At 49.1% G+C, this 12,305-nt stretch carries 17 protein-coding genes; 1 reads left to right on the top strand and 16 read right to left on the bottom strand.

Features of this window, described 5'->3' with window-relative positions; translation table 11 throughout:
- Window positions 1–240 precede the first annotated feature (240 nt).
- Entirely contained in the window at window positions 241–933 is a 693-nt protein-coding gene (locus BUA75_RS14650) for a tetratricopeptide repeat protein (protein ID WP_207549783.1), read from the bottom strand.
- Window positions 934–1,092: 159 nt separating this feature from the next.
- Here BUA75_RS14650 and BUA75_RS14645 point away from each other — a divergent pair, with 159 nt between their 5' ends.
- Entirely contained in the window at window positions 1,093–2,211 is a 1,119-nt protein-coding gene (locus BUA75_RS14645; protein ID WP_072875331.1) for a DNA-methyltransferase, read from the top strand.
- A 27-nt stretch (window positions 2,212–2,238) separates the two neighbouring features.
- Here the strand turns inward: BUA75_RS14645 and BUA75_RS14640 are convergent, their stop codons facing one another.
- The 15 genes from BUA75_RS14640 to BUA75_RS14570 all read right to left on the bottom strand — a co-directional run bounded on the left by BUA75_RS14640 (window position 2,239) and on the right by BUA75_RS14570 (window position 11,590).
- Window positions 2,239–2,769 (bottom strand): sigma factor-like helix-turn-helix DNA-binding protein, encoded by a 531-nt coding sequence (locus tag BUA75_RS14640; RefSeq protein ID WP_129583684.1) that lies wholly within the window; start codon window positions 2,767–2,769, stop codon window positions 2,239–2,241.
- 20 nt (window positions 2,770–2,789) lie between these two features.
- Complete coding sequence (locus BUA75_RS14635) at window positions 2,790–3,914, bottom strand: hypothetical protein (protein WP_072875329.1); 1,125 nt, start codon at window positions 3,912–3,914, stop codon at window positions 2,790–2,792.
- A 61-nt stretch (window positions 3,915–3,975) separates the two neighbouring features.
- Entirely contained in the window at window positions 3,976–4,275 is a 300-nt protein-coding gene (locus tag BUA75_RS14630; RefSeq protein ID WP_072875328.1) for a VRR-NUC domain-containing protein, read from the bottom strand.
- A 15-nt stretch (window positions 4,276–4,290) separates the two neighbouring features.
- Window positions 4,291–4,422: a hypothetical protein gene (locus BUA75_RS16455; protein WP_278247889.1), complete on the bottom strand. Its 132-nt coding sequence runs from the start codon at window positions 4,420–4,422 to the stop codon at window positions 4,291–4,293.
- 47 nt (window positions 4,423–4,469) lie between these two features.
- A complete protein-coding gene (locus BUA75_RS14625; protein ID WP_072875327.1) occupies window positions 4,470–4,844 on the bottom strand; it encodes a hypothetical protein in 375 nt (124 codons plus the stop codon).
- Between the two features lie 15 nt (window positions 4,845–4,859).
- Window positions 4,860–5,456: a hypothetical protein gene (locus tag BUA75_RS14620; protein ID WP_072875326.1), complete on the bottom strand. Its 597-nt coding sequence runs from the start codon at window positions 5,454–5,456 to the stop codon at window positions 4,860–4,862.
- A gap of 450 nt (window positions 5,457–5,906) precedes the next feature.
- The gene (locus tag BUA75_RS14610) at window positions 5,907–6,524 is read right to left on the bottom strand and encodes a sigma-70 family RNA polymerase sigma factor (protein WP_278247890.1); all 618 of its coding nucleotides are present in this window, start codon (window positions 6,522–6,524) and stop codon (window positions 5,907–5,909) included.
- A 49-nt stretch (window positions 6,525–6,573) separates the two neighbouring features.
- Complete coding sequence (locus BUA75_RS15740; protein ID WP_072875323.1) at window positions 6,574–6,873, bottom strand: hypothetical protein; 300 nt, start codon at window positions 6,871–6,873, stop codon at window positions 6,574–6,576.
- Window positions 6,857–7,069, bottom strand: coding sequence for a hypothetical protein (locus tag BUA75_RS14600; RefSeq protein ID WP_072875322.1), 213 nt, complete (start codon window positions 7,067–7,069; stop codon window positions 6,857–6,859). The genes BUA75_RS15740 and BUA75_RS14600 overlap by 17 nt, the downstream gene beginning before the upstream one ends.
- Window positions 7,066–7,914 (bottom strand): methyl-accepting chemotaxis protein, encoded by an 849-nt coding sequence (locus BUA75_RS14595; protein ID WP_072875321.1) that lies wholly within the window; start codon window positions 7,912–7,914, stop codon window positions 7,066–7,068. Before BUA75_RS14595 ends, BUA75_RS14600 begins: the two co-directional genes overlap by 4 nt.
- Window positions 7,915–8,070: 156 nt before the next feature.
- On the bottom strand, window positions 8,071–9,204 hold the full coding sequence (locus BUA75_RS14590) for an RNA-guided endonuclease InsQ/TnpB family protein (RefSeq protein ID WP_072875320.1): 1,134 nt from the start codon (window positions 9,202–9,204) through the stop codon (window positions 8,071–8,073).
- Window positions 9,197–9,799, bottom strand: coding sequence for an IS607 family transposase (locus tag BUA75_RS14585; RefSeq protein ID WP_072875319.1), 603 nt, complete (start codon window positions 9,797–9,799; stop codon window positions 9,197–9,199). The genes BUA75_RS14590 and BUA75_RS14585 overlap by 8 nt, the downstream gene beginning before the upstream one ends.
- A gap of 61 nt (window positions 9,800–9,860) precedes the next feature.
- Window positions 9,861–10,478: a hypothetical protein gene (locus tag BUA75_RS14580; RefSeq protein ID WP_072875318.1), complete on the bottom strand. Its 618-nt coding sequence runs from the start codon at window positions 10,476–10,478 to the stop codon at window positions 9,861–9,863.
- Between the two features lie 15 nt (window positions 10,479–10,493).
- Complete coding sequence (locus BUA75_RS14575) at window positions 10,494–10,889, bottom strand: DUF4406 domain-containing protein (RefSeq protein WP_207549782.1); 396 nt, start codon at window positions 10,887–10,889, stop codon at window positions 10,494–10,496.
- Between the two features lie 71 nt (window positions 10,890–10,960).
- Window positions 10,961–11,590, bottom strand: a complete 630-nt coding sequence (locus tag BUA75_RS14570) for a hypothetical protein (RefSeq protein WP_072875316.1) — start codon at window positions 11,588–11,590, stop codon at window positions 10,961–10,963.
- Window positions 11,591–12,305: the final 715 nt, after the last annotated feature.

The following is a 12,305-nucleotide window of genomic DNA, read 5'->3' as shown; positions in this document are numbered from 1 at the left end:
TCAAATTGCATTTGCTTGATTTTCACGGTTGCGTCCCACCTCATATGAATCTTGTACCCGATCACTGCAACGATTGTAGTCACGAGAGATGTGATAAAAGAAATCCAATACGAGGAAGTGTGTGCCATTCTTTTTCTACCGCCTTCCATTTTGATAGACAAAAGAATAGCCACGAAATAGAAGCGTTTCCATCTGTGCGGGTGAACACTATTCTTCCCTAGAAGAAGGAGGCGAAGGGAGCTAGAGGTTCTGAGTATGTTTTTTTGCAGGTGCCAAAAGTTCCGCCCATTCCTTGGGATGCGTTTCCCGCAAACGAATCAGTCTGGAATCCGTATCAAAATCTTTCCACAACGCCGGCTGGTGCTGTAATGCTTCTCGTATCCATCGCATTGCAGCATGGTATTCCTGAACGCTTGCAAACAGTGCTGCCAGGTCTGCCATCGACTGAACATTGTCCGGGTGATAGGCCAAGTCTTTGCGAAAACATTCTTCCGCTTTCATGACATCTTTCAGTTCATACCAATAAACATAACCTAGTGCCACATAAGCGTTATATACCGTAGGGTCCTGCGCAATAGCCTTTTCTAACAAGTCGATTTTTTGATGAGCATCTTGAACGGAATAGGATGCCATCACTTTCTGCATAGCTTCCTGTTGTCGATAAAAGGTTTGTTGCAAATCTCGCCACATCTCTTCAGAAATTTTTTTCGCTGACTCCTCTATATAACGAGGAATCTCACGTGATGTATACCATCCATACAACGCAAAAGCTATCCCACCTAAAGCGCCTGTTGTCGCCAGAACCGTCAGCAGGAAATTTGGCTCTACCATTTCTTCGTGAGGAAAAAAGAGCGGTATCCAGAAACCTGCTATGGCTAGTAAAACGATAAAAATGGCCAAAAGTTTTGCCATCCAGCGCATCGGGATTCCCACCTTTTCAGATCAAATCACGCCATCGTTTCCATATTGGTTTCATCTTATCGTTTCATGAGCGAAAATAGCAACTTCGCGTTCAGCACGCTCACAACGAAGTGCGACCACGTCCACACCTCTTTCCTCTATGAACATCCTGCACGGAAAGAGGCGAACTCCTTGGCACAAGTACACATCATCAACGGCGACGCACTGGAACACTTGAAACGTATCCCCTCGGAAAGTATCGACAGCATCGTGACCGACCCGCCCTATGGGATTGGCTTCTATGGAGCCAAGTGGGACACGTTTTCCACGAACCAAGCCTACGCCAAATGGGTGGAAACCTGGGCCAGAGAAGCTCTTCGAGTCCTCAAGCCCGGCGGTTTTCTCCTCTCCTTTGCGGGCACGAAAACCTATCACGCGCTGGCCTTTGGCGTGGAGAGTGCCGGTTTGGATATCCGGGATCAATTGATCTGGCTCTACACCAGTGGTATGCCAAAAATGCCTGACATCGCCCGCGCCAGGCACATCGACCACCTGTCATCCGGTCTTGGTGCTGACCTGAAACCCGCGCACGAACCCGTTCTCGTCGCCCGAAAACCGCTCATCGGTACACTGGAAGAAAACCTTCGCTGCTATGGTGTCGGTGCTTATTTCGTCGACCGTTGCCGCATTGGAAAGACGCTAACCGGATGGAAAGGCGGTCGTTCCCATTTTGGCAGTCTGGACGGCACCTCTTCCCGGACAGCCTATGAAGTGAGGGGACGTTATCCGGCCAATGTCGCCACTCTGGATACCGACCACTGGACACATCCCTACTTTGGTGTGGATCAAGTGGAGAACCTGACGCCGAAAACCCTGTCGGTCAAAATCACATCCGATGACCGGGACAGGGACGTCTTTGGACGAACCATTCCTGTGCCTCCGAAGCTCTCTGCCAAAATGCCTACGCGCCATAAAGGTATGGAGCATACCGGAACCGGTAAAAGTCGTACAATACGAAAAACCGTGGCACGAAATCCACACCCTACCAGCAAACCCACGCCTCTTTTGCGCTGGCTGATTCGCCTGGTCACGCCCGAAGCCGGTCACGTCCTGGACCCTTTTTGCGGAAGTGGCAGTACCCTCAAAGCGGCGGTACTTGAAGGATGCCAGGCGACGGGAATTGAACGTGAACCGATGTATGCCAAAATCGCCCGGTTTCGTGCCGGGTTATGGAATCTATCGGATGTAGAGAGTTTGCAGGACACCGAAGAGCCATCTGAAGCCATTCAACTCAGTCTATTTGGCTACTAAAAAAGCCTTGCTGTTAAATCGCAAGGCTTAGGAGCGAAACGGCAAAGGCATCTGCAACGACTCTGCCTCCGACAGCTTGTGCTCTGCGCGACGCAGATAATCCCTTGCACTGGCCGTCGAAACACCTAATACGTGGGCGATTTCCCGCGTAGTCATGCCTTCTTGATACGCCTCATACACCACCCGCTCATTGTAGGTCAGCCGCACTCGTACTTCATGTCTCGCCATTTCAAGTTCTACATCGCTGTACGTTGCGGCGGCTGTCTCTTCCCTGCCACCAAAGAGAGCCTGATACGGCTCCGTCGACAGCGTCCCGCAGGCGCGGTTCCAAAACTCGTTGTCCACCAGCGTTTGCCCACAAGGGCGCTCCCCGCCTTTTTCCAGGTAATTCAGTTCCCACTCCAAACTACGTACCGTGCCTTTGGCAATCCGCAATGCCCGCATGTTTTCTTTCGTCTTCTCTGCTTTCATTCTCTGTTGCCAACGCCTGTGTTCCGCTCGCGCTACCGCCAGCGCTTCTCTTGTCTGTTCGATCATCTGTTTTCGAAAGCCATCCATACCCATCACCCTATCCTGGATTAACGTCGCAGTATGGGCGCTAGCACATAGGTCAAACCATCACCTTGGATTCGTAAAATAGGCGCGTTGACCTGTCCCGCCCAACTCTCCACCCGAATCTCTCCGTTCATATGAGAGAGGGCCATCTGGAGCCGCCTGGCATGATACGAAGCCTGCGCCAACGTCCCTTTCTCTAGTTGGATTTCTAACACTTCTTCATATTCTCCAGCATCGTCTACGCCGCTAATTCGCAACTCGTCCATCCGCGTCCCCTGCCGCCATTCCAACATGGGGCGATGCGACGGCCCATCCTCCAGCACCGCCAAAAGCCGCCAAGCCGCCTGTTCCAAGTGTGTAGCAAAGACACGGAACACACATTCCGCTTGAGCGTGCAAAAGCCCTTCCAACGGAAGCGGCTTTCCTGCGCTATGCTCCAGTAACATCCATCGGGATTCTCCGAACACCGCCAAATGTGTCGGTAGAAACGACAGAAAAACCGTGGGTTCGGCCATATTTTTTAAGAGCGCCAATAGACTTCTCGCACTTGACGCTGTGAGATAGGCTTGTCCATCCATTCCCGCATCACTTGTCCGCACCCCACGGTAGCAAAGGCTCCCATCCCGCGTTACATTCTCAACCATCCACTGTCCCTCTCGAAGACCAAGAACAACGCCTTCTCCAGATACATATTGATCTCCATTGCCGCCTTCTTTCGGCCAGAACGCTGGTGCGCCCTGCAACAACGTTTGCAACAGGTTCCTCTCCACAGGGATGCGCTCACCTGGCGGCTCCTGCATCTCTGGATACGGCACATCGGAGAGGGCAAACTCCGCTTTGGCCGCACCGCAGCGTAAGCGAATTTTCTCGTTACTCACTTCGAGCCTGACATCATCCTCTTCCAGACGCGATAGAAGGTTGAGCCACTTCGCCAGCGCAATCACACCGCTCCAGTTCTCCTTGACATCCCATACCTCCAGTCGTTCCACGACCGTCACACCCCCGCCCATCGCCGTGAGCTTGAGCGTCCCCTGCTCTACTTTTGCTTTCGCTACCCCCGCCTGTGGCGCATGATCGAGCGTCCTTCTCCCTGCCACCTGTTGCGCTGCCTTGAGCGCCGACAAGAGCTTCAGCCGATCCACCTTCATCCTGCGAAAACCCCTTTCTCAATACCAAACACATGTTCGATTACACGATAACACAAGACGTTCAGCCTTCATTAGAATCTGGATAAGATTGGGACACGACTTGCAATGCTTCCGAGGCACTGGTGACCACCGCTACCCTTGCCCCTGCATCCCTCCAGGCACGCTGAACATGCTGTTGAATGGATGTGGCCTTATGACCGGGGCGCTTGACTTCTAAGAAATAGACACGCCCCTTTGACACACACAAAAGATCGGGAGTCCCCGCTTCCATATACGCACTGCCGTGCAGATTGATCGCCTTGGTCTGGGGCAAGGCATTCAACGCCTTCAGAATGTTGCGTTGTATCCCGGATTCCCGCACCAGCCACCACTCCTTTCAAAATCCGCGTCCGTGCAAAAATACGCCTGCCATACCGCCGAGAATCGCAGATAACGTAAGTACCAGAACTTTCAGCCAATCCGGTATACGTTTGGACTCCTCATCATCAGGTTGCCTCAACCGAATCACACCCCCCTATTGACATCATCCCCATGCCTAAAGGCAGGGGAAGGATGTCAACCCGAATGGGTTCGACGATTTCCATGCTCATCATCCTTTCGCAAGGGTGAATGTGTGATTTGATACCAGGTTTCAGAGTCGAGAGAGGAGAAAAAACCGTAGCTGATTTGTGATGCGAATTTTTTAAGTGCAGGCACATCCTGTTCTGCAATGAAAATCCGCGCACCTTTTCGCAAATCACGGCGATACGGCGGAAAGGGAACAGGAATTTTTTGTCGTACCTCATCGGTTGTTTTTTCCCAGAAAACCACCCAACGGTCCATAGCAGCGCGTGAAACATTCAATTCCGTTTCGATTTGTCCGAGAGACAAGTACCTTACACCGTCCACGGTGACGGACATATCTTTCATTCTTTTTTTACGTTTTGACACCAAACATCACCACCTTTAACACTTTTTTGTAATGTGTTTAGAAATGTACTCGACCGCTTCGTCCAGATCAAAATTCAAGAGAACATTTTCATCGATCATTTCCATGCACTCTTGGACGTAGGCTTCCAGGTCACCCTGTTGTTGGTGCTCAATGAAAGGATCGATCCAGTTATCGGAACAATCATTGAAAAAGTCGTCGGGTGCGTCATAGATATCTATGTCTCCGCAACAAGTTTCGGCAAAAAAGCTATGCAGTTTGTCTTGGGTGGAGTAAGCCGCATCGGATGATAAATACTCCACCCAGTTATGCCCGTCGTGCTCCACGACATGCTCATCGTGTAAAAACTGCAAGTCGTGCATGGCTTTGATGACTGCTTGGTAAATCATTTCTCCCGAGCAGTTCGGAGCAATCGGGAAGCGCAGGGTTCGACGATGATAAACACTTTCTGGCATCCCACTTCCAACTTCTGATTCGTAATCAGCCGACACATTCCCATATTCATCCAGCGCGATAAATGCAGGTTGGGCACTGTACTGACCTTGGTAGTGCATGTAGACTGGTGCTTTTTGATCCTTGATGGCTTCAATGCGCGTAATGTCGATCTTTGTCATTGTTATCGTCTCCCTTTTTTTGGTATTTGTCATCCTCTGTTGATGTCTCTATTGTAACACATGTGCGTTTAACATGCAATCTTTTTTGGGGTTTTTTTTAATGTTTTTTTTAATTTTTTTTTTTTTTTTTTTTTTGCGCTTGAGTTTAGATCTGCCGTCTTTACGATGGATCCGTAGAGATAGGAGTGTCCCAAAGCCTCAAGACACCAGTTGTACCAGGTGTATGAAATATCGTATGCAAAAGTCGAGTTTTCACCACGAAATTTCAATACCCGATTGAATGGAGTCTGAAGGGGTTCAGCAAAGGCTGTCACTTGGTTTCCTAGGAATGTTTCCAGGGCTGAGTGACCGCCTTTTTTTGTGTTTGTGAGAGAAAAAAGACAGATGGGATGATGGACGTTGAAACCTTATCAAATGCGCCTTATATCCCCAGTGCTAAAGCAAGGGGTTTTACGGCGCATTTGATAAAGAAGGAGGCGAAGGCGGAGCTTGCAAAGATACGGTGCGAGGGCTTCGTCCTGTGCCGTCCACACCGAAGTACGGAGCCAAAGATGTCCTTGCCTGCTTGAGATGCAAAGAGACCTGTTTTTGTGAGAGCCCTCGTCTGGCCGCGATTTCGTAAGTGTTGTATCCGAGTACCCGTAGCCAGACCGTCTGCTGCACGTTTCGCGGCAACAAGCCGATAGCTTCCTGCACTTCTACCCGCGTTTCATCGATGGGCATAGAAGCAAAACGAAACTCGTCCACCTCTGTGATCTCATCCAAATCCACACGTTTTCCTGTAAACATCCACATTTCTTCCGGCTGTTCTTTCAACTTTTTTCGCGCAACGTTTTTGAGTTTCGCGCCTGTGCGGGTCTCCCGCGCGAACATTCGTTCCAGGACTCCTCGAATCCAAGCGGTGGCGAACGTGGAAAACGCAACGCCTAATTCAGGTCGGTATCTTGCGGCGGCTAAACAAAGCCCCACATACGCTTCCTGGCACACATCTTCCATAGGGATACGCATCGACTGCGCCCTGCCTCTGACTCTCCAGGCCCAAAGGATCGCCAGTCTTTGATGGTGCATCGGGTTCATCGATTTCTCCCGATTTCCCGCAACCCTGCAGCGCAAATGGCTATGAGGACAAGGCACGCGATGATAAACATAAGCCATCTCTCCAATCATCCATGATTCGCTGTTCCCTCCGAGTGATGCGAGGGACAGGCAACCCGCAATCTTTCAGCCAGGCCATCAAGGCTACCCGTTCCGCCAGGCCATCTACGCCAAGTAGCTCCATCGCCAATCCCAAAGTTGGCCTTCTCCCCAAAAAGGCCAGTACGTTTTCTACCGAATCATCCGTCTCTTGTGCCCAGTCATAGACCGCCGCCTTCACACGGGCGAACCCTGGATGTTGTTTGTCATTTACAGCGTTCAAAGATTTTGACCCTCTTCCTCACAAATTTCATACCCGTAAAGGTAAAACCCGCCATCAGAGCCGCAACGCCCGCCACTCTGCATTCTTGCAAGGAAATGGGTATCCAAATATCCGCCCCACTGCAAAAACTGAACCACTCCGGCAACACCAACACAGCTACCGCGACACTCAACGCAACCTGGCATCCGTGTTTCACAAAACTTGCTCCATCAAACGTTGTAACGCCTGTGCGGTATCGCTCATCCCCCGCACCGCCGCCGCTAATTCTTCGCTCGTTGCCGCCTTTTCCTCGGCTTCTGCCGCCATCACTTCCGCCATACTTTGCAAGTTGGTGATTTCTTCTGCCATATGCCGTAAATCCTCTTCCGTTTGTCGGGACTCTTTTTTGGCGGTTTGCGCGAAATTACGCATCCGCTCTGCGATCACTCGAAACGGATTTCCTGCCGTCCCCAATCGTGCCGCTTCAATGGCACTGTTGAGTCCCAAAAGTTCCAGTTCATCGGCAGACTCTCGCAAAAAACGAATAAGGTTTGTGAGGCGGTCTTTGTGTTCGGCTAACAAGATGACTTCCTTTGCCATTCTTTCCGCACGTTCGGCAGACGCTGCGGCGTTTTGGGCGAACCCTTCCCCCGCCATCGCCACGTCAGCGAGACCGTTTTGCAAAATGGTTGAATATTTGTTTACTTCGTCCATTCGATAGGGTTGGTACAAGCCTAAGATATATTTCATCAAATCGTCTTCTTCATCGAATACAGGGATAGCCGCACCGCGATACGTCACCCCCACAACACTTTGCTCAGCGGGGTAGTACCCTGTCTGAATCGTCCAGCTTTCCAGAGCTTTCCTTGCCAAACTGCTTCCTTCGGGAAGGGGATCGCCCTCTCGAAGTTTCATGTCAAAATGGTTCTTCCAGACACGCACCACTTTTTCACTTTCCACGTCAAACAATGCCGCATAAAAAGCACTTTGCGCACCCAAAACGGCAAAAGCCGCATCTAAAGCCACGTAGGACGGGCGCGAACCGATGTTGATTAAACCCATTTTTCTTCTCCGTTGCAAGAAACTTATAAAACCTTGATGGTTTTCGCTCTTTTCCCAATTCAGCGCGTCCGATTTCGCCTTAGCTACTCTCGTTTGTGTGACGCTCCAAGGGCTTCAATTCCCGACCAACGAATCGGTACATAGGCGTGTTGTCGTTTACGCTGACAGTTCGCGCATTCCGTATTGCATGAGATTGATTGCGGCATTTAGGTCTCTATCCATCGTCATGCCACATTCGGAACAGCGGTATGTCCTGTCAGACAGTTTCAAGTCTGTCCTCTTGTGTCCGCAGTCTGAGCATAGCTTCGATGATGGATAAAATCTGTCAGTTACAATCAACTTCACGCCGTACCAATTGCATTTGTACTCAAGTTGTCGTCTAACTTCCGCAAGTCGATTATCTTGAATCGCCTTTGCAAGTCGATGATTCTTGAGCATTCCATTTACATTCAAGTCCTCAATGACAATGAACTCTGGCTTGGCTTTCACCAGTCTCGTTGTCATCTGATGAATATGATTGGTGTGTTGGTCACGAATCTTTTTGTTGACTGAGCGAATCTGCTTCTCAAGGTTGAGTAAGCCACGAGACTTCTTACAACGGGTTTTCACCATCCTCTCGTAGTGACGGCTCGCACGCCGCTGGAGTCGCTTTTTGCGTTTCTCTAGTTGTTTCAGCCTTCGTGTTTTGTTGATGTTTTTAAACGCCTGACCATCTGACACGACAGCCAATTCCTTCACACCTAAATCAATTCCGATGGGTTCAGATATTTCTACATCATTTGTGCATTCGACATCTGCCGCGACACTGATATACCATCGCCCGTTATCACAAGTGATGCGCGGATTCTGATGCGACACACCAACTGGAATCCGACCATGTTCTTTGAGCCTCACACGTCCAATTTTCTCTAACTGCACATGCGTTTTCGTCACTTTGAGTTTAATCGGATCGTGATAGAAACTTGGTTTCGTTCGACGTTTCGACTTGAATACAGGAAACTGTGCATTGTGCTTAAAGAAGTTCTTCAATGCGATGGAACAATCTTTAATCGCTTGTTTCGTGACGTTGTTGCTGTACTCATACAACCACGCAAACTCTGGTGTCTTCTTGAGTTGCGTCAGTTGTCTACGCAACTCTCCGTCGAACAGAAATTTGCCTGTCTGAATGTAGTGTTCTTTGGACTTCGCGAGTGCCCAATTGTACGCCCATCGTGCCGTTCCAGCCGATTGATACAAACGAGAACGTTGCTTGTTGTTTGGTTTCAATTCGACTTTGAAGGTTTTAAGCATCGGAAGACAACTCCTTAATCATCTTCCGCGCCTTGTTCGCTCTTTTTCCTTGAAGCCTACAGGAGAATACAGTGACAATTTGGATTAAGTCTTCTACCAGTTCCTGTTCTTCGGTTTTTTCCGTGCTGTCAATAATCTCAATCTCTGTACCGTGCAACGAAGAGATATACTCTAATAACTCCACGCCGAATCTAAGCAGACGATCTTTGTAAAGCACAACAACTTTTGAAACTTCATTGTGTTCAATGCGACGAATTAATTCTTGTAGTCCTTTCTTGCTGTAATTAATGCCGCTTCCAATGTCAGATACGATTTCAAAAGGATTTCCCTGTGCTGTCAGATACGTTTTAACATTTTCAATTTGGCGTTCTAAGTCATCCTTTTGTTTCGCGCTCGATACACGACAATAACCAATGACGATACGTTCTTTTCGATTGACACCAATGACTTCATTCAGTTGTTCTTCTGAATAGTACCGATACCCATTCGGCCCTTTATGATGGGGAATGAGAATTCCACGTTTTTCCCAGTTCCGAAGGGTTTGTGGTGTTCGATTTATTAAGTTAGAGAATTCGTGTATCGTATAAAACTTCATTTTTCATCACCTGAATATATTATAAAAAATAATCAGGCTTTTGTATATATTTATAACTTATTCAACGCTGTTTTTCACCTCCTGCCGCCCTGCTCAACCGCTCCACTGCACCAAACTCCATGAGCCAGCGGGCGTTTTCATACAGTTCCCTCGCCGACCACGTTTTCTCCACCACATATTCCCAGCGTCTCGTCCAGGCATTTCCTTCTGGTTGATGCAAAAAATCGAGAACATAAAATCCTTCATACTTCAAGAGTGCGGCATCCGGTAGACAGGGATACGCCTGACAATAATCCAGCACATCGTCAAAAGCGGAAAACGTGAGCCAAATAGCATCGGTGGCGTCGTCTTCTTCTTCTTCTTCTTCTTCTTCTTCTTGCGGCTCTACGGGCACTTTCGCTTCCGTCGGGACGTGATACGTCAGGTGAAGCCCGCCTTCTGCGTCTGCGGAGATGTCCACAACCACACGTTCCCCGACGCTTTTCGGAAAATCTGGTCCTAAGCCGTTTTCCAAAAGAACTCGATACACCGCTTCAATTCCCGCGCTCATCCGTTGCAACTCTTCTGTACTCATCTCGGCCACAAGGCGTATTTCCGGAAACCCGTAGGCTTGGGTTTCCAAAGGATTCAAGTGCGCGGTTAAAGTGGTATCTGTACTATTTTGTCGCTCCATCCACATACTGCTTCTCTCCTTTCATGATTCGATGGCAGTAGGAGCCGCTTCACATACAGCCTCTCGGGAATCCCGCAAGGCGTCCAGCATCGTCACCAGGATTTCCCTTTCCGCTTCCGTCATCGAAGAAAACACGCCTTCCTCTGAAACTCGTACCATTTCCATCTGAAGCGAAGCTGCTATCGCCGCTTCCAGCCTTGCGCCTCGCGAATGTTCCCACCCTGGCAACAAAGCAATCGCCTCGCATTGAAGAAGGAGTTGCAGCGCGGAGTGCATCATGGCTTCCCACGGAAGTACCGGAGCCAAACCTAACTCGGTGGGACAGGCCACCGTGATGCCATCTTCGCGAAGCAATGCCGCCACCCGCCGAAACAACGGGTAGTTGTACTCTGGATGTCCCGTCATCGGCCCAGACAAATAGACACGCATGAAACCACCGCCATCCTCTCAAAATTGATATTTTTTCTATTTATGGAACATTTGAGGATTTAATGTCGAGCATTGTTGCTCGAAAAGAAGGGGTTGTCAAGGTCGAATTTGCACATCGCTGTCCAGCCTTTCCCTACTACCTCCACGGTGTAGAGTGAGGAGACCGTCACCACAACGGGTTTATTCCAGCGTAGCGGCACGGTGCGACCATCCACTCGCAAAGCCGCCACATTGGACGTTGGGGCCGCCCACACCTGAAATCCGCCCGGCACAGGTTTCACGGCAACCGATGCGGCCAACGTCAGGATTTCATCGAACAAGCCGTTATCATCCGGAGTCTTGTGTTCATGAGGTGCATGCGGGGGACGAGGCGCAGCAGGTGTGATGGTGACCAGGAAGCGGGATGCGAAGACATAAGGCGGTGCAGTCAGGTTGCCGTTTTGCAAGGGTAGAGTATGGAGAATCGGCTGGCTCGTTGCTGGATTCGTATAGGTTAGCCAGGAACCCCCCGAATTCTCACCGTTCACCATGAGTTGCACGTCGTGCAATGTCGGCACAGGGACAACCCCCGCCTTCTTCTCCCACCAGACGCTGTGCAAGAGCAGCGATCCAGTGACGAGAATGAACCCAAGGATGAATAAGTCTTTGCGGATCACATCGAAACGCCGCAATCGCACATAACCGGCCACACCATCACCCCATTAAAGAAGGGGACGGAGGTGAGAAACGCCACACATACCCCCTCCCTGTATTCATGCCAATCTATCGCTCTGAATGAAGAAAAATGCGAGTTAGAATATACTGAATATCGTGATTTTTTAGTTTTATAGATGGTTGATTCTGCATGTATAGGTTGGCTTCTGGTATTTGATAGACTTCATTTACTGTTTTAGTTTGGCTAATGTTAGCAATCATTTAACTTGAATGGATAGATATCACTAACCTTTTTCTGTTTTTTGTGGTGTTCCTAGGAATATTTTTGCACTCCGGTAATCATTAAATTCGAATTCGGTAATCACTCAATGCGATTTTCGGTAATCACCAGCACTTTTCAAAACCCTTGATTTTTCAGCATTTTTCAAGTGCGGTAATCACTCGAAAAAGTTGGTGATTACCGTTCTCAGCCCTTGTGCCACTTGGCTTTACGGGCATTTTTTTCGCTTCGGTAATCACTCGACGATCAGGGTATGTAGATCGTCGATTCAAAAATTGATTTTTGAGATCGTTTTCGACATCTCGACTTAAATGAATTTGATTTAACTTAAATTTTGACCTTTTTTGACTTTGATTTCGATTTTTCTTTTAAAAACACCCTATGATCGTCGAGTGATTACCGCACTGCTGGAAATTAACCTCGATCCCTTGCAGGACAAGGGAAGAGAACGGTAATCACTATATATTTTT

It is taken from the genome of Alicyclobacillus tolerans (assembly GCF_900142255.1).
Lineage (GTDB): Bacteria > Bacillota > Bacilli > Alicyclobacillales > Alicyclobacillaceae > Alicyclobacillus_I > Alicyclobacillus_I tolerans.
This window is presented reverse-complemented; position numbering and strand designations above follow the sequence as displayed.